Annotated in this window: 16 protein-coding genes; 5 read left to right on the top strand and 11 right to left on the bottom strand. The window is 56.5% G+C overall.

Annotated features, from left to right (window positions below):
* Positions 1-74: 74 nt before the first annotated feature.
* The 8 genes from G403_RS0100960 to G403_RS0100925 all read right to left on the bottom strand — a co-directional run bounded on the left by G403_RS0100960 (position 75) and on the right by G403_RS0100925 (position 5534).
* Positions 75-875 carry an energy transducer TonB gene (locus tag G403_RS0100960; protein WP_036231977.1) on the bottom strand — a complete coding sequence of 267 codons (801 nt, stop codon included), beginning with the start codon at positions 873-875 and terminating at the stop codon, positions 75-77.
* Positions 875-1318, bottom strand: a complete 444-nt coding sequence (locus tag G403_RS21695) for an ExbD/TolR family protein (protein ID WP_051298321.1) — start codon at positions 1316-1318, stop codon at positions 875-877. Before G403_RS21695 ends, G403_RS0100960 begins: the two co-directional genes overlap by 1 nt.
* Complete coding sequence (locus tag G403_RS0100950; protein ID WP_027852332.1) at positions 1315-1710, bottom strand: ExbD/TolR family protein; 396 nt, start codon at positions 1708-1710, stop codon at positions 1315-1317. The genes G403_RS21695 and G403_RS0100950 overlap by 4 nt, the downstream gene beginning before the upstream one ends.
* Complete coding sequence (locus G403_RS0100945; RefSeq protein WP_027852331.1) at positions 1700-2524, bottom strand: MotA/TolQ/ExbB proton channel family protein; 825 nt, start codon at positions 2522-2524, stop codon at positions 1700-1702. Before G403_RS0100945 ends, G403_RS0100950 begins: the two co-directional genes overlap by 11 nt.
* A gap of 306 nt (positions 2525-2830) precedes the next feature.
* The gene (locus tag G403_RS0100940; RefSeq protein ID WP_027852330.1) at positions 2831-3391 is read right to left on the bottom strand and encodes an acyl-CoA thioesterase; all 561 of its coding nucleotides are present in this window, start codon (positions 3389-3391) and stop codon (positions 2831-2833) included.
* 88 nt (positions 3392-3479) lie between these two features.
* Entirely contained in the window at positions 3480-3794 is a 315-nt protein-coding gene (locus G403_RS0100935; RefSeq protein ID WP_027852329.1) for a BolA family protein, read from the bottom strand.
* The gene (locus G403_RS0100930; RefSeq protein WP_027852328.1) at positions 3772-5133 is read right to left on the bottom strand and encodes a DUF3422 family protein; all 1362 of its coding nucleotides are present in this window, start codon (positions 5131-5133) and stop codon (positions 3772-3774) included. The genes G403_RS0100935 and G403_RS0100930 overlap by 23 nt, the downstream gene beginning before the upstream one ends.
* A gap of 47 nt (positions 5134-5180) precedes the next feature.
* Positions 5181-5534 (bottom strand): hypothetical protein, encoded by a 354-nt coding sequence (locus G403_RS0100925; RefSeq protein ID WP_245578173.1) that lies wholly within the window; start codon positions 5532-5534, stop codon positions 5181-5183.
* A 48-nt stretch (positions 5535-5582) separates the two neighbouring features.
* On the opposite strand from G403_RS0100925, the gene G403_RS0100920 reads away from it, so the two are divergent.
* The gene (locus G403_RS0100920) at positions 5583-6245 is read left to right on the top strand and encodes a hypothetical protein (RefSeq protein ID WP_027852326.1); all 663 of its coding nucleotides are present in this window, start codon (positions 5583-5585) and stop codon (positions 6243-6245) included.
* 5 nt (positions 6246-6250) lie between these two features.
* Here the strand turns inward: G403_RS0100920 and G403_RS0100915 are convergent, their stop codons facing one another.
* The 3 genes from G403_RS0100915 to G403_RS0100905 are packed head-to-tail and all read right to left on the bottom strand — an operon-like array spanning position 6251 to position 11892.
* Positions 6251-9688, bottom strand: coding sequence for an SbcC/MukB-like Walker B domain-containing protein (locus G403_RS0100915; protein WP_027852325.1), 3438 nt, complete (start codon positions 9686-9688; stop codon positions 6251-6253).
* Positions 9675-10469 carry a DUF4194 domain-containing protein gene (locus tag G403_RS21690; RefSeq protein ID WP_084403880.1) on the bottom strand — a complete coding sequence of 265 codons (795 nt, stop codon included), beginning with the start codon at positions 10467-10469 and terminating at the stop codon, positions 9675-9677. The genes G403_RS0100915 and G403_RS21690 overlap by 14 nt, the downstream gene beginning before the upstream one ends.
* Positions 10459-11892: a Wadjet anti-phage system protein JetA family protein gene (locus G403_RS0100905; protein ID WP_027852324.1), complete on the bottom strand. Its 1434-nt coding sequence runs from the start codon at positions 11890-11892 to the stop codon at positions 10459-10461. The genes G403_RS21690 and G403_RS0100905 overlap by 11 nt, the downstream gene beginning before the upstream one ends.
* A gap of 273 nt (positions 11893-12165) precedes the next feature.
* Here G403_RS0100905 and G403_RS21685 point away from each other — a divergent pair, with 273 nt between their 5' ends.
* The 4 genes from G403_RS21685 (at position 12166) to modC (ending at position 15574) form a co-directional block, all read left to right on the top strand.
* On the top strand, positions 12166-12915 hold the full coding sequence (locus G403_RS21685; protein WP_051298318.1) for a TOBE domain-containing protein: 750 nt from the start codon (positions 12166-12168) through the stop codon (positions 12913-12915).
* 39 nt (positions 12916-12954) lie between these two features.
* Positions 12955-13707 (top strand): molybdate ABC transporter substrate-binding protein, encoded by a 753-nt coding sequence (gene modA, locus G403_RS0100895; RefSeq protein WP_027852323.1) that lies wholly within the window; start codon positions 12955-12957, stop codon positions 13705-13707.
* Positions 13708-13769: 62 nt separating this feature from the next.
* Entirely contained in the window at positions 13770-14435 is a 666-nt protein-coding gene (gene modB / locus G403_RS0100890; RefSeq protein WP_027852322.1) for a molybdate ABC transporter permease subunit, read from the top strand.
* Positions 14432-15574, top strand: a complete 1143-nt coding sequence (gene modC, locus G403_RS21680; RefSeq protein ID WP_051298315.1) for a molybdenum ABC transporter ATP-binding protein — start codon at positions 14432-14434, stop codon at positions 15572-15574. The genes modB and modC overlap by 4 nt, the downstream gene beginning before the upstream one ends.
* Positions 15575-15615 lie beyond the last annotated feature (41 nt).

Raw genomic sequence — 15615 nt, 5'->3', positions numbered from 1 at the left:
CGGCTTTCTTCAGTTGTTATTGGTATTTACTTCCGTATAGAACGGCTTGGACTGACGGCTAAAAAGGTTCTGTCTCAGTGGATCGCAAACTCCACAGGAACGGTTATTTTCAGTGTTTGCTGCTGCATATCGGGTGGAAACGCTGGCAGCGGCCGGGCGCTTTCGAGCATATCGATCACCGCCTCATCCAGCCGGTGCGAGCCCGAACTCTGAGCTATCTGATAGCTCAACAAACGCCCATCTCGATCAACCTCGAATGTGATCTTGGTAATCCCCTCCTCTCCGCGACGACGGGATGAGACGGGATACCGTTTGTGGCGGGCCAAGTGCGCGGCCAACTCAGTAAAGTAGGAGCGCGTTGCGCCCGGGCTACCACCGTTAGTCGACGCACTGCTGCGACCGGTGGACGCTTTGTGCTGCTCCTGCTGAATGTTCCTGTCATCGCTGCGAGTCAGGGGCCGCTCCGGAGGTTGAGGCTTTACCGGTTCCGGCTTCTCGGGTTTCGGTTCAGGTTTGGGTTCAGGCTTTTGTTTGGCCTGGGTCTCTATTACTGGCTTCTGCTTGGGCTGAACCGGTTCAGGTTCAGGTTCAGGTTCAGGTACGGGTTCTGGTTCGGGCTCGACAACCTCCTCTACCGGCTCTTCAACAGGTTGCTCTACCGGCTCTTGTGCCTGCTCTTCCTGGGTTTGCTCTTCCTGGGTTTCGATCGCTTCACCAAGGTCTCCCATCATGCCGAGGTCTATTTCAACGCCCATTTCACCCGCGGCTTCTGCACCGTCAGTGGGCGACTGCGCCGCAACCAGAGAGAACAGACCAAGATGCAAAGCCACAGCCAGCGCCAGCGCCACAAACCAGTGCCTGCGGGTAACGGCCATCAGACTCCACCTCCTACCGAAGCAGAGACCAACTTTGTCACCAGGGAGACCCGAACAATGCCGCTTTTTCGTATTTCACCCAGTACCGATTGCAGGCGAGATACCGGCAAGAACCTATCGGCCTTCACCGTGACCTGAAACTGATCGCTCCCGCCGGACTGACGAAACGCATCGGCGACACGAAGGCTCAACTGGTCAATGCCGACCGGCTTATCATCGATAAACAGAGCACCCGTATCCGCGACAAGCAGCTCGATACCGGGCGTTTCGGCGAAAGGCCGATCGTTAATTGAATCCGGTGGCACTGTCTTTACTGCATCACTTTTACTGATCTGCCCGGCGATCATGAAAAAGATCAGCATCAGAAACACGACGTTGATCAGTGGAATGACATTGTCGTCATTGCCAAGCGAACTTTTCCTGGCGCCAGAGGAGATAATCATTGCAGCACCCCGACCAGTGAAACCCGCGTAGCGCCGGCAGACTTCAACGCATCGACAAGGTGGATCATCGCCTGCATCTGCACACCCTCAGCCACATCGACTGCAAACACCGCATCCGAGCTATCCAAAACGCGCTCTTTCAGCCACTGCGTATCACCCATTCGTGACCGAGATTCACCGATTTCTATGGCACCTGCATTGTTAAGCAGGCGTATGCGAACTACCGGCGCGTCCGAGGCTGAGCCTGCGGTAGGCATCGGCAGATCAAGCTGACGCCACTGCATGAAGCTGGATGAAAGCATAAAGAACAGAAGCAGGATAAAAACCACATCGATCAACGGCGTTATGCTGATGCGGGCCCGCCGCGCGCCGGATGTCAGATCAAGCTGCATTACGAAGCACCTTTTCCCGACATTTCAAATCCGCCATCTGACGAGCCCGTCCAGTAAAAACCCGCGTTACCGTCTCGTTGATCTGTTCACCGACCCGTTCCGCTTTACGGTCCAGCCAGTTGTGGGCCAGCATCACCGGGATCGCAACCACCAAACCTACGGCGGTGGTCAACAGCGCCTGCCAGATACCGCCAGACAACACCGACGGATCAACCTGACTCCCCGCGGCTTCCATCTGCTGGAACGCCAGAATCATCCCCAGAACCGTCCCGAGCAGACCCAGCAGCGGACTCAAGGTGCCAATAACTTCCAGCGGCCTCAGGTACGATCTGAGTTGATTCAGCAGTGCAGAGCCCTGGCGCGACAGTTCTTCACGCAACAGCTCAGGATCATGTTTCTCAACCACTCCGGTCATCGCCAGATACACCAGCGCCCCCAGAGGTCGGCTGCGGTTCAGACAGGTGATCGCCTGCTGATCATCACCGGCCTGCCAGTGAGCCAACGCCTGCTCCACACTGGCCCGGCTTTCGGGGCGCAGGCGTGCAAACTGCCATAGCTTGATACACAGAATGGTCAATGCAAAAACCGAGAACAGGCTAAGAATCCACACCACCGGACCGCCGATCTGTAGAAAGTCCACCAGCTTTGTCGCAGCAGCCTCCTGCCAGCCGTTCAAAGTGGTATCCGTGACTGGAAGCGGATCTGTCGCACTGCTCTGGAGATGATCGAGCAGCGCCTGCGCCGATATATCGCTATGCGTCTGAATAACGGGCTCGCTGTTTCCAGTGCCGATCGCTGAGGCTTCCTGATTCATCCTTTTACTCCACACATCTCTAGCAAGCACGATAGCTTATCTTTATCTAAACGATATACATTCTTATTCGCATTAGCAACACTAAAGACATATGAACGCGTTAGAAATGCTCACACGAGAGATGAATTGAGTTCACTAAAAAATGGGGTCTTGAAGGATCAGTCGATAGGGCTCACGCGCGGTATTGCGCCAGAGCCACCTTCCAACAGACTTAGTACACGTCCAGACGGACACTGTATTCGGAGGGTACGAACATATAGCCCCTGGGATATGCGCCGCTTATTCCGGGGGCTACTGACTATGCGTTTAGCTGCGTTCCAGTTGGCAGTTCTGCCCTTCAAGCTTGTGCAGCTCTTTTTCAATATCAAGGGCTCGGCGAGCTTCACGCATCTCTTCACGGTGGTGCTGCTTGAAGCGTCGGCGCATCATCCCTTCCAGGAAGCGTTTTATCTCCACATCGTCCTCAAGCACCAACCCGGGAACCGTCATCGGCTTACGGGTCTCTTCATTCACGGCCACCATAGTGAAGTAGGAGGTATTGGTCGGTTTCACGATACCGTTGTGAAAATCTTCCGAGATCACCTTGATCCCCACTTCCATGGAGGAGCGCCCGACGTAGTTTACCGACGCATGCAGGGTAAGCAGCTCGCCCACTTCTACCGGATTGAGAAAGTCCACCGAATCGATCGAGGCGGTAACACAGTAACTGCGCGCGTGGGACGCGGCGCAGGTGTACGCGATCTTATCCATCAGCGAAAGAATCACGCCACCATGGACCTTGCCGCCGAAGTTGGCATAGTGCGGAACCATCAGCTCCTTGAGCGTGGTCTGGGACGCCTTTACCCGGCGGTACTCATGTTCGGACATCTCACTCTCCCATGGCTGACAATCGCCGCACAGCGTTTTCAATCAGAGCCCCCCGGCAGACACTGAGGGCGTGCGCCGGTTAAAACGATCAACCGGTTTTAGAACCGCCCATACAATTGGGGGAATCCGGCACAAAACCCTGCTGACTCGCCCACTCCTCCGGTGTATGCAGGTGCATCGCCAGAGCATGAATCGGGTTCTGCATCAGGTCAGACAACAAGCCATAGATCTGCTGATGACGCTGAACCAGTCGCTTGCCGGAGAAGTCCGGACTGACCGCAACCAGTTTAAAGTGGGTATCGGTACGATCACCGGAGTGCATGTGACTCTCGTTTTCCAACCGGTACTCGATCAGCTCCAGCCCGTCACGCAGGCGTTTCTCAATCTCGTTTTCGACGCTCATTGCGTTTTGTCTCCGCTTCAACTTCCGGTAGCTCTTTCTTGGCCAGCGTGTGGAAGTGATGATGTATACGCCGGGTGGCCATCCAAACCACCAGCAACACGATAGGCACCATGATACCGGTGACAATGCTCTTGTCGAAAGGTACTCCGGCCCCATACAGCGCTTCGAGCAGATATTTTACCAGCCCGACCAGATAATAACTGATTGCGGCCACGGACAGACCTTCCACCGTATGCTGCATCATCAACTGTATCTTGGAACGGCGATCCATGGAGCTGAGCAGCTCCCGGTTTTGCTGCTGGATCGCCATCTCGACCCGGGTACGCATCATGTCAGATGCCCGGTCCACCCGGCGCGAAAGGTCTTCCAGACGTTCCCCGACCCCGCTGCAAGTCCGCACCGCAGGAAGCAATCGACGGCTTAGAAATTCGTTGATGGTCAGATGGCCGGAGACCTCATCCTCCTTGAGCTCGTCGATCCGGCTCATGATCAGGTCGCCATAGGCACGGGTGGCGGCAAACCGGAAAGTCGTCTGAGCCCGGAATGCCTCGATGCGCGCTGCCATCTGGGTGAGTTCTGCGAGCAGACCGCTTTCGTCCGCCTCGCCGTTCTCGGCCAACAGGTGGGTAATCTGCGCCAGCTGTGCATCCATATCCCCCAGCATCGGCGAGATCCGGCGCGCCTCGGGCAGAGCCAGCAAGGTCATCAGGCGATAGGTTTCGATCTCCACCAGACGCTGAACCAGACGCCCCAGCTGAGAGTCACTCATACGCTTGTTGTAAACCAGCAGCCGCCCGAACCCATCCGAATGCAGCCGGAACGTGGTCCAGACCCGGGCATCACCGTTCTGGGGGCTGGAGCCAATAAGGCGCAGATTCTCAAACCAGGGCTTAACCCCTTCGGGACCCGGTTCCGGATGTTCGCGGGCGTCCTCAATGGCCACATGGAAAGCGGCGATTACGGTACCGGGCATCTGCTCCAGCCAGCCGGCGGGAAGGACGCTGATGCCGGCTTCATCGAAGGGGTTACCACCCTGACTCGGCGCCAGATTGATAAAGGTATAGCTGGTGAATTCCAGGTGTTTTTCCCATCGAATGCGCAGCTGCCCAAAGGTCTGTTCGTAACAGTGCGTCTCATATTCGGGCACCTCGTATCCGAGCAGCTCGTGAAGCCGTTGCAGATGAAGAAACTGCTCCTTTTTCTGCTCCTCATTCACCTGGAGTGCCAGATGAGTCACCCGTGCCGGGCTTGGAATTACCTGGAACGGACGCGAGTGCAGCTCGTCATAGAGCGAATCCCTCAATGGGTGCAACTCAAGGTGCCCGACAACATCCTTCATAACGCTCTCCATCACCCGACAACTCCCGGGCTATCGATATTATTCGATCAACTCTCCAGTTCTGCCCGAAGCAAGGGCTGTGCCGACAGGTCAAACGCCAGTATTTGCGGCTCCACGTCAAACCACTGATCGAACAGCTCAGGTGTCAGCGGTTCTGGCCATTCATCGGCAAACTCGTCCCAGGCCGCCAGTTCGTTTTCAAAGATCGCCTGCCATCCGTTTTTAAGCGCATCTGCAAAGTCACTTTCCTGTTCCACTTCATCGATCAGGTATGTTGTCCCCTCCCGACGAAGCTGCTCCAGATCCAATGCCTCGTCCGGCGCAACCCGGGCAACCCAGTCCGCCATCGGCGCTTTGGGTCGCACAGTCAGTGCTGAACGGTTCAGTAACTTTATCGTCATCGGCTGTTTCTACCTATACAATGGGGCGCTCGATTCAGGTGCGCTTTGATGATTATTCGTGTACTCCCGGAACTGGAAAATCGCTCACAGTGGCTGGCGTTTATGCGCCGCGAACAGCCTTACTGTCTGATTGAACAGCCCGAGTGTCTGGTGGATTTTCAAACCCACTTTCTGCAACTGACTCTGTTTAGCCAGGATCACCGGGACCCCGAGCGCTACACCCTGGGCTCCAGGGCCTCCATGAAACCCGCCTGGGACCTGATCAAGGGGTGTAACTGGTCGTTAAGACGGATCATTGAGGGACTGGAGCAACTGGAGTTTGATGCCAACGTGCGTGATAACGCGCTGCTCGGCGTGCATGGCGATGTCAGTGTACGTAAACGCCGCGCCCGCGAGCCCAACCTGATCGCACCCTCACAATCGGGCCTTCTCACACCGTTACGAGAGCTCCCCGACAACTGGACCGTCGCGTCGTTATCAAAACTACTGGCTAACGCTCAGTACCGAGACTGGAACGACGAGTGTAACCCGCCACTGCTCTCCCCCCGCACCCTGCTGATCGCCCTGCGCGATAGCGCGGAACACTGGCAGGTAGCCCGGGACGGCGGCCGGCTGTTCGTACTCTACAAGGGAGAGCCATTGGCCAGCTTTACCCCCAACCTCGAACCACCGCCCCCGCGGCTGCGCGAGTCGGAACAACCCGCGCTTTGAAACGATCAGACCAGCTCAGCCTGATCCGCTTCGCTGCTTTCCAGCTCCTCTCGCGGCATCAGCTTGTAAGGATGATCGGACGCCAATAGTTCTTTGCCCTTATCGGTGGGAAACTCCACATCCACATCGACTACGCGACCATCCCGGCACACGTTAATGATCGTATCCATGCAGGAGGACAGCAGCGAGTACTTTTCATCCGGCGCCGCGATGATAGTCTGCAGCCCCAGATCCGACATAAAGCCAAGCGAGGTCACCGTGTTTTCTGAATCCAGCTTGTTGAACGCCTCATCGAACACCGACAGGCTGAAACCACCCACCGGCTTACCATCACTGCCCTCTTTCAGACGATAGGTCGCGCCCAATGCCGCCGCCATCGCCACATAGAACGGCACCTGGTGCTCACCACCGGAACCGGTCTTGATCCGCTGAGACAGCGTGGTCTTGCGGTTCCCCTGCAGATCTTTCACCACCAGCTCGAAATTGTAGAAGTTACGGTAATCCTGCAACAGGCTACTTTCGCCCTCATCCTTGAGTACATCATGGATCCGCGCCAGGGCGTCACGATGGGTACTGTCGCCGTCATGCTGGATATCGAACAGAGACCCCACATTGGCCTGATCCATCCGGGTATAGGCCTCCACCAGCTCCAGGATATCCTTGAGCTCGGGGTTGGGCATCATCTCGAAGCTGTACATCTCCTTGTGGAACGGACGGTTCTTCAAGTGAGAGTTCAGCTCACGGATCAGATCACGAATCTTGTTGATCTGGTCGTTCAGGTGCGCAACAAAGTCGGAGCGGAAAGCAGTCTCCGCTTCCAGACGCGCACGCTCCGCCTTCCTGGCGTATTCGGCCAGCTCCGATTCGCGCAGCGCTTCCACGGTGCTGTCGACAAACTTCTCCAGATCCTCATGGGTGGAGTTGGGGCCGATCTTGTCCAGCTCCTGGTGGCTCATGCCACCGCCGTGGTAACGCGCCTTGTACTGGGCCACGGCATCGCGTACGCCGTTCTTTTTCTTCTCATGCAGCTGAAGCTCGCCCTGAGCTTTCTTGGCCGCCTCAAAGATGATGCGCTCCAGCTCTCCCCCACAGGTCTCATCCAGGTAGTCACGCTTTTCCTGCGCCGCCTGTGCATCAAAATGGGTATTCTCTTCACAGACGGTACGAGCCTGAGCATGCTCAACCAAATCCTGATCCAGCACTTCCAGCGATGCGTTGTCCTTGATGATGCTGGTACGCACCTTCTGCAGCTTGTCCATCAGGGACTTCTGCTTCGTCTCGACCGCTTTCTGATGTTCGGCCAGCTCGGCAATTCGGGCCTGGATACCGGAGTCATCGTGGTTGCGCAGGTCGTGAATTGCCTGCTCGAAGCCGCGGATCTCACCACTGATCTGCTCACGCTGGGTACACAGGTCGTAAACCCGCTCGTTAACACCCATCAGGCCGTTAGCCAGACTGATCAATGAATCACGCAGTTTTTCCAGTGTTTCGTGTTTCTTGCCAAGTGTCGTAAACTCGGCGATCAGCTCATCAACCTGCTTGCCTTGCAGCTCCAGCTGATCACCGCGGCGACGAATGCCCATGATCGGGCTCAGCTCGTTGATCGAGGTGGTCGAGCCCTCGGTCTGCAGCATGCAGTCGTAGGTTAGCGCGCGCTCCTGTTTAAGCAGCTCCTGCTCGGTTTCCACCGCCATAACACCGCCCAGCGCTCGGTTCATATAAGCACGGGCATGATCATTATCGGTATCGATAAACTCAGCCAGGGAGCCACGCTTGCTGCGATGCAGCCAGTCGCCGGACTTGGTGGTGTTGATAACGCGGCAACCTTTCAGGTGACGTCCCTTGCGACGATACAGGGTAATCGCTTCTTTAACCCGGTCCGGCTCCACCACCAACGCTTCACGGCGGGCGCCGAGGAAAGACTCAATGGCAATGCGCCATTTGTCGTCATTGATATCCACCAGCTCACAGATCGGTGTGGACTGGATACCGTACTCGGCCAGCAGCTCCATCAACTCGCGGGTGTTGTGCCGGATGGGCGCCCGGCCCTGCTGCAGCTGCTCAACCGCGCTTTTCTGATTCTGGATCGTTGAGCGCAGCTCATTGAGTCGGATCACCGACTCCTCGTAGCGGCGGGATACGGCCTTGCGCACGGAATCGATCCCGGCGCGAAGCTGCTCCACCGTGGTGTCCACATCCACCGGAGACTGCGGCCAGGCCTCGGCCAATACATTCTCACCCGAGCGCCAGAGTTCGACCGACTGGGCAACCAGCGGACGGAAACTCTCCGGCAGCATATCAGTATGCTCAGCGAAGCCGACCGTGGTCCGCAACAGGTTATAGACATTCTGAATGCGCTCTTTCACCACGTTCAGTTCATGCTGATGAGCACGAATGGAGGATTCCAGCGCATTGATCTGGTGGGCGGAATCGGAGGTATTGAGTTCAGCACGGGCGTTAGCCAGATCCTGAATCGCCTTATTAAGCTGCTCGCTGATCTGCCCCAATTCAACCTGAAGTTTCTCTTCCTGCTCCTGCGCCTCTTCCAGGCGCTCGGCAGCGGCTTCCTTCTTGAAGTCTGCCTGTTCGAAACGGGTCTCATGGACAACCCACTCATACTCCACTGAGTTACGCAGGTTACGCGCGATACCCCGGCACATCTCCTGCACCTTCTCCAGCTCGCCGATGCGGTTGGCCACTTCCTGGGTTTTCTGCTCCATCACCCGGTATTCATCGAGCGACTTACGAAACGCACCCACATGAACGATATTTTCATCCAGCACGAACTCACGTACAAAGCGGGTCGGGCTGTCGATGGGCACAAACTTCAACGCGTTCTTGAAGTTCTTAACAAATTTATCGTCATCATTCGGCACCTGCGGATCGTGACTGAGGTGGCTCACCATCTCCTTGACGAACTTCGCCGCACGCTTCTCCAGCACCATATCCGGACACTGCTTCATCAGGCTGTCGCGCACTTCGGTCCAGGGCCTCGGCATCCGCCCGTTACCCTCTTTTACCGTAAAGTCATCCAAAGTGACCGAGAAGTCAGGCAGCAAAAAGCGACCCAGAATCTCTTCATCGGCACTGGCGGTGGATGCGCTGATAGCGATACCGACACAGCTTTCCTGAGCGGTCTCGGTATCAAAAAAGCTCATCGCCAGGTAGGTAATCGAGTCCTCACGGGCGCTGTTCTTCTTGCCCTGATCATCGAGAAAACCCAGACAGTAGGTGCGCAGAGAACGTTCACTCTTCTCACCGGCAGAGGCGTTGAAACTCAGATGACGCTTATGGCCACCCATCAGGACCGTCTGCATCGCATCAAGCAGCGACGACTTACCGGAGCCGTTCGGTCCGACAATGGCAACATTGCCCTTGATCGGTATTTCCATGGCCCCCAGGACGTACCAGTTGACCAGCACCATACGGTTAAGCTGTTTCATCGCTGCGCTCCCGGGTTGCTTCTATCTCGTTTTCGTCGTTGTTTACAGCTTGCTCGCTATCTGCCGGGAGATCGCTATCGGGTGCCAGCTCCTCCGCCCCCGGCTGCACCTCGGATACCGCTTCAGCGGCGGACTGATCTTCGGCACGGCGATTCTGCTCGACCTCCTCCTCGATCAGATCCTGCACCTCATCACGATTTTCAATATCGCAAAGGGCCTCAAGCTGACCGATATAATCCTCAACGACCACCTGACGAATCGTCGGATTGATCCGCAATGGGACATTTTTAGGATCGGTTTCGTCCGCCTTGCTGCGCTCAACCACACCATGGCGGGTAAAGAGCGAAAGGATCTCCTTGAGACGGGTTTCGTTGGGAATCTCTTTGCCGGTGAGGTTTACATAGAGCCTCAGCAACTCATCGGTGGAGCTGTACGCCTTGCCATCCTCCACCTCAAACGCCTCCAGCTTGGCTTCATACTGTTGGCGCAGGCAGAGCAGAAGCAGAGACTCGTCCAGACGCAGACGCAGCACGCGCTCCTCACCCTGCGGCAGTATCCCCAGATAGGCCTCATCCGGCTGATAGACCAGACTCCAGCCAATGGCTGCAAACAGATTGCGGAAGTACTCCACATTCCCGGCAACCAGGAAGTAGTGCTCGCGGTGAGACGGGCGGTCAGCGTAGAGAAACTGACTGGTCAGCAGCAGGTTGGCCGCACGGATGAAATCGTCCGCTTGATGCTGTTCGTTGCGGGAGACGACTTTTTGCAGATCACCTAGCATTGGGCGTTCCTGTAGAGGTTCCTGAGGTTGTTCTGTGAATCACGAAGCCACGACACTCCACCATGTCGGAGACATTGACGTAGCGGTCTTCGAACTGGATGCGGTAACGATCCGCCGTTTTGCGCGCCTTTTTACCCAGCGAGTTGAGGTGGCGCACATAACTGAAGCAGATGTAGTCCTCGATACTGTCGATGCGGAATTCAGTAGCATTGAGCGAGTCCCGACCGGCGAACTGCTCTTCGAGGTAGGCTTCGATCCGGTCTACCTTGACCTCGCGCCGCTCCTTCCACTCTTTGAACAGCTGCCGTAGTTCCAGCACCTTCGGGTCGATCTCGGCCTGAGTGATCATGCGCGGCTTGGCTTCCACACGACGGCGGATCGGGGAGCGCACGCTGGAGGGCGAGATAAAGCCCACCTCCTCCAGGTTGCCCACCGAAGGAATCGCCGAGTCCTCTTTTTTAGCCAGCTCGGCGATCAAACGTGAGAGGCGCGCTGCCATGCCCGGTGTGGTCTTATCCATGTAACGGACCGTATCCGCCACGCGTTTTTCAAGCTGATAGCGGAAGTCGTCGATGGCAGCCAGGCGCTGATCCACGGACTCGAAGATCCGGATAATACGGTTGATATGCTGGTGAACCAGCGCTTCCGCCTCTTCCTGATCCAGCTCGTACTGCATCTGATAATGGCGCGTCAGCTGATCCACCTTGAGCGGGTCAAACTGAAGATCACGCATCATCGAAAGAATCTTGCGCCGGAAGCGGAACGGGTTGTTCTTGGTCTTCAACGTTTTGTAATCGGAAACCAGGATATGCTCAACGAACCGGTCGAAAAAGCTGCGCACAATCTCCTGCGGCGTCGAACTGCCCGAGAGACTAATCTTGAGCTCGCGTAGCCCCAAAAGCATATCGGTCAGATGGGCGCTGAAATCAGCCGCGGTTTGTGCTGCTTCCGCCAGCGTAATACCACGCCCTTCCGGATCGGCAATCGCCGACTCCAGCGAGCTGAGCACATTGAGTACAGCACCGCCGTAGCTGCGTTTTTCAAGCCGCGCGATGGATGTGAGCGAACGCAGCAGATAGCTGATCGCCGGCGAGAGCAGCACGTAGGTGCGATAGATTCGCTGCTCCTCCTCCAGCCAACCGGTCTGAACCAACCGCCGGTAGATACGATTGGTATAGTCAGCGCTGGAAAGCGGAACTTCACTCTCGCCCTCCTCGTCACTTTCTGCTGCCCAACGTCGAATGCCGAAGCGAACCACTGCATTTTCGATCGTCGAGCGCACCAGATCTTTGGGGATAAAAGGATCGATCAGATCCTCATCGAAAAACAGATCCGCCAGCTCCAGCAGAACCACTTCATAGATGTAGCGGTTCTGACCCGAGAGCGGCAGAAAGATATCGTCCGGTAGCTTATTGAAGAGCACTGAAAACGGGTCCACTCGCTGAACATTTAAGAGATCGATTCTAACGGAAATCAGGCCCACGTATAAGGGGCCGTCTTCCGACGGCTCGCACTGACCAACCACCCGACAATCCCTTGTCGAATAACCTACATTTGTACCTGTATCTACATTTTTACATAACGAATAATTACCGTACGGCATCATTTAATTCATTATTAATCAAATAATTAAATATGCGGCACGGTTTAAGCTCTATACTTGGAAACAGCTTTATTTACATAACGGTATAAAACCATGATCGATAGGGACTATCAGCTGGAAGCTCTGGTCGAAAGCCTGGCAAAGAAGCGCAGACTGGAGAAGCGCTTGCGACTACTCGACGCAATAGCCACGACCGGCTCACTGACCCGCGCCGCGCAACAACTCGGTGTCAGCTATAAAACCGCCTGGAATCATCTACGCGAGCTGGACCGGGACAGTGGCACCCCCCTGACCCTTGGGCATACCGGTGGCGCACGCGGTGGCGGCAGCTCTTTAACCGCGGCAGGAGAAGCTCTGTTGTCGCTGATGCGGATTTACCAATCCCGGCAAGACCCCGCTCCCCCCCGATTCGCCGGGCTCAGGTTCAGCGCACGCAATCAGCTACAGGGGGTTATTTCCGAGATTCGGATCGATGGCGTAATCGCCCGCCTCACTCTGAACCTGGGTGGCGCGTTGGTGACGAGCCATATCACGCGCAGCAGTATCGAGCGTCTGGCGCTGCGTCCAAAGCGCGAGGTATACGCCATCATCAAGGCAACCACGCCGGACCTGCTGCCCCCACAGGCCAACCCACCCGGAGGTGACGTGAACTGTATCCCGGCACGCATTGTTCGCTGTGACAGCAGTGCCCTGGGGCGAGAACTCGTTCTCAGGTTCGGCGATACCGCGGAGCTGGCTTTAGCCCGTCCCTTCGACATCAACGAAGAAAGCTGGATCAAACAGGGTGCCCGGGTTCAGCTTTTGATCAAACCTGAAGAGATCATGATCGCAACAGCCGATTGAGCTCAGCCAACGGACCCAACAAACTGAAAGGAAACAGATATGCGGATTAACACAGCGTTTAAGGCGATACTCGTCAGCGGCCCTCTTGCCACAGGAGCTCAAGTCAGCGCCGGTGAGGTGCAGGCAGCCGTGGCGGCCAACTTTACGGCAGCGGCCAAGGAGATTGCCGCCCGATTTGAGCAGGATACCGGGCATACCGTCGAACTTAGCTTTGCTTCGACCGGGAAACTCTACGCCCAGATCATTAACGGCGCGCCTTTCGATGTATTTCTGGCGGCCGATGCAGCGCGCCCCGAGAAACTGGTCAGCGATGGGCAAGCGGTTACAGACTCTCTGTTCACCTACGCGGTAGGCCAACTGGTACTCTGGAGTGCCGGAGACTCAACTATCGACGACGATGGATCTGTACTGAAAGATAAATCGTTGGAACGCCTGGCAATTGCCAACCCGAAAACCGCTCCCTATGGAGCCGCCGCCGTTGAAGCCATGGAAGCGATGGGGCTCTGGGAGCACTACCAAAGCACCACCGTGCGTGGAGACAGCATCGCTCAGACCTACCAAATGGCGTACTCCGGTGCGGTACCCGCCGCTATGGTTGCCCGCGCCCAGATTGCACTGGACAGCACCGGCTCAAGCTGGCTGATCCCGCAATCGCTTTATAGTCCAATACGCCAGCAAGCAGTACTGCTCAGTGCAAGTGCCGACAATGAGGCCGCAACTGCATGGATGGACTACCTGAAGGGCGACTCAGCTCGAGAAATCATTCAGCGATACGGCTACGGCCTTGAGTAAAGCGTCAGGCGGGGCCGTCCAACAGAGGCTGTCTTGCTGAAAAAAACACACCGGAGATACCCATGAGTGAGGCGATATTTCTGACCTTAAAGCTGGCCGCACTTACCACGCTGATACTGCTGTTGGTTGGTACACCACTGGCCTGGTGGCTATCCCGCAACCGGGTCTGGTGGAAAGAGATCATCAATGCCATGGTCGCACTACCCTTGGTCCTGCCCCCCACCGTACTGGGCTTCTATCTGTTATTGGCGATGTCACCTCAAAACGCGCCGGGCGGCTTTCTCAAGGAGCACTTCGATATCACGCTGCCCTTCACTTTCGAAGGCCTGGTTATCGGCTCGGTTATCTACTCGCTGCCGTTTGTGGTACAGCCGATACGCAATGCGTTTGAGGCGATTGGTTCGCAACCGCTTGAGGTGGCCGCCACCCTGCGCGCCTCGCCGCTGGACCGATTCCTGACTGTAGCTCTGCCGTTGGCACGGCCCGGCTTTCTGACCGGTGCGGTACTGGGGTTTGCCCATACCGTGGGCGAGTTTGGCGTCGTACTGATGATCGGTGGCAACCTGCCGGGGGAAACAAAAGTTCTTTCGATTGCCATCTATGACCATGTGGAGTCCCTGGAGTGGACCCAGGCCCATATTCTTTCTGGCGGTATGCTCGTGGGGTCTTTCGCCCTGATCTTTACCATGATGTTGATTGAGAAACGCTGGGGGCGACTCTACCGATGACCACATTGAATGCCTGCTTCCGGGGACAGCTGGGTGACTTTCAGCTCGATTTCGAGTTTTCTATTCCGTCACGCGGCGTAACCGCCCTGTTTGGCCCGTCCGGCTGCGGTAAAACCACACTGTTGCGTTGTATAGCCGGCTTAAACTTTCTGCCCGAAGGTAAGCTGGAGGTAGATGGCGAGATCTGGCAGAACGGGAAACAGTTCATGCCTACCCACAAACGCCCCATCGGCTATGTATTCCAAGAGCCGGGGCTGTTTGCTCACCTGAACGTAAAACGCAACCTGACCTATGGTCGTCGACGCGCCGGCATCAAGAGCTCGAACGACAACGAGCTGCACGAACTGACCGGCCTGCTGGGAATCGACCACCTGTTGGAGCGCGATATTCATGCCCTGTCCGGCGGCGAAAAGCAGCGGGTGGCTATCGCTCGCGCCCTGCTGATGAAACCGCGCCTGCTGTTGATGGACGAACCCCTTTCAGCGCTGGATCAGGACAACAAAAACGAAATTTTACCCTACCTGGAGCAGCTACACTCCCACCTGGAAATACCGGTCATTTATGTCACCCATGACCGCCGCGAAGTGGAGCGCCTGGCCGATCATCTATTGCTACTCAAAGAAGGCTCGATCATCGCCAAGGGCGAAATTGGCGAACTGCTGACCCGGCCAGATCTGCCATTTGGGCGCGCCCAGGATGCGGTGACCGTACTGGATGGCCAGGTACGACACTACGATGCCCGCTACGGCCTGAGCACCCTGCAGATCGAGGGAGGAACTTTGGAAGTACCGGACCAGCTCGGCCCTACCGGCGTCTACAAGCGATTAAGGATCGCCTCCACCGATGTCAGCCTGAGCCATCAGGAAGCGCTCAATACCACCATCCTCAATCGACTGCCTGCCGTGATCTGGAAAATCCTCCCCACCGACGGCCCCAGCCTCAACATACTGCTGCGTATCGGTAATATGGGAGAGGGAAGCCCCCTGCTGGCCAGCGTCACTCGCAAATCGGTAGAACAGATGGCCCTCAAGGAGGGGCAGCAGGTCTACGCACAGATCAAAGGCGCGTCACTACTGGGCTCAAGCAGTACCACCCAGCCCCGTGCACACTGTATGACACCCCTGATCGCTTGCGAATGACGACACCAACGACGCTTGTCATAAATCCCACAGCCCAACTT

It is taken from the genome of Marinobacterium litorale DSM 23545, assembly GCF_000428985.1.
Lineage (GTDB): Bacteria > Pseudomonadota > Gammaproteobacteria > Pseudomonadales > Balneatricaceae > Marinobacterium_D > Marinobacterium_D litorale.
This window is presented reverse-complemented; position numbering and strand designations above follow the sequence as displayed.

Coding starts and splice junctions, on each gene's coding strand:
- G403_RS0100915 (WP_027852325.1), bottom strand. CDS start 9,688: ATGAAACAGCTTAACCGTATGGTGCTGGTCAACTGGTACGTCCTGGGG.
- G403_RS0100925 (WP_245578173.1), bottom strand. CDS start 5,534: ATGACGATAAAGTTACTGAACCGTTCAGCACTGACTGTGCGACCCAAA.
- G403_RS21690 (WP_084403880.1), bottom strand. CDS start 10,469: ATGCTAGGTGATCTGCAAAAAGTCGTCTCCCGCAACGAACAGCATCAA.
- G403_RS0100940 (WP_027852330.1), bottom strand. CDS start 3,391: ATGTCCGAACATGAGTACCGCCGGGTAAAGGCGTCCCAGACCACGCTC.
- modB (WP_027852322.1), top strand. CDS start 13,770: ATGAGTGAGGCGATATTTCTGACCTTAAAGCTGGCCGCACTTACCACG.
- modC (WP_051298315.1), top strand. CDS start 14,432: ATGACCACATTGAATGCCTGCTTCCGGGGACAGCTGGGTGACTTTCAG.
- G403_RS21695 (WP_051298321.1), bottom strand. CDS start 1,318: ATGATTATCTCCTCTGGCGCCAGGAAAAGTTCGCTTGGCAATGACGAC.
- G403_RS0100945 (WP_027852331.1), bottom strand. CDS start 2,524: ATGAATCAGGAAGCCTCAGCGATCGGCACTGGAAACAGCGAGCCCGTT.
- modA (WP_027852323.1), top strand. CDS start 12,955: ATGCGGATTAACACAGCGTTTAAGGCGATACTCGTCAGCGGCCCTCTT.
- G403_RS0100950 (WP_027852332.1), bottom strand. CDS start 1,710: ATGCAGCTTGATCTGACATCCGGCGCGCGGCGGGCCCGCATCAGCATA.
- G403_RS0100920 (WP_027852326.1), top strand. CDS start 5,583: ATGATTATTCGTGTACTCCCGGAACTGGAAAATCGCTCACAGTGGCTG.
- G403_RS21685 (WP_051298318.1), top strand. CDS start 12,166: ATGATCGATAGGGACTATCAGCTGGAAGCTCTGGTCGAAAGCCTGGCA.
- G403_RS0100930 (WP_027852328.1), bottom strand. CDS start 5,133: ATGAAGGATGTTGTCGGGCACCTTGAGTTGCACCCATTGAGGGATTCG.
- G403_RS0100960 (WP_036231977.1), bottom strand. CDS start 875: ATGGCCGTTACCCGCAGGCACTGGTTTGTGGCGCTGGCGCTGGCTGTG.
- G403_RS0100935 (WP_027852329.1), bottom strand. CDS start 3,794: ATGAGCGTCGAAAACGAGATTGAGAAACGCCTGCGTGACGGGCTGGAG.